Source organism: Microvirga antarctica (assembly GCF_017921815.1).
In the GTDB taxonomy this organism is placed as follows: domain Bacteria; phylum Pseudomonadota; class Alphaproteobacteria; order Rhizobiales; family Beijerinckiaceae; genus Microvirga; species Microvirga antarctica.
In genome coordinates this window covers 1-282 of the sequence record NZ_JAGEMM010000181.1, presented here as the reverse complement: position 1 = coordinate 282, position 282 = coordinate 1, and the positions used below count along the sequence as shown (strand labels likewise).

1 protein-coding gene is annotated in these 282 nt (G+C 35.1%); it reads right to left on the bottom strand.

Translation table 11 applies throughout. From position 1 onward, the window contains the following. Positions 1 to 36: 36 nt before the first annotated feature. Positions 37 to 282 (bottom strand): YopX family protein (locus J4G32_RS21390; RefSeq protein WP_210497754.1); only part of this gene is annotated, 246 nt, incomplete at its 5' end.

Genomic DNA, 282 nt, shown 5'->3' with positions numbered 1-282 from the left:
TATTTGTTTACTGCACATTTAACGTTATCGGCAACCTTATTTGATGCCATCTAATACTGCACCTGCTTTGCTTACAATATCCCCTTCCCAAATATGGTTATAGTTTTTATCGTAAAAGCCAGTAAATCTTGTGATTATAGAACATTCATCTGTTGGACGAAGTTTGTGCAAATCCCATTCAACATAGTTTTCTGCCACAGCTTCATTAAATGAAAGCATTTGACCAGTTGAATAATCTAACCCATCAAAAAAGAACACACGAAAAGCAATCTCTTGGTGTTT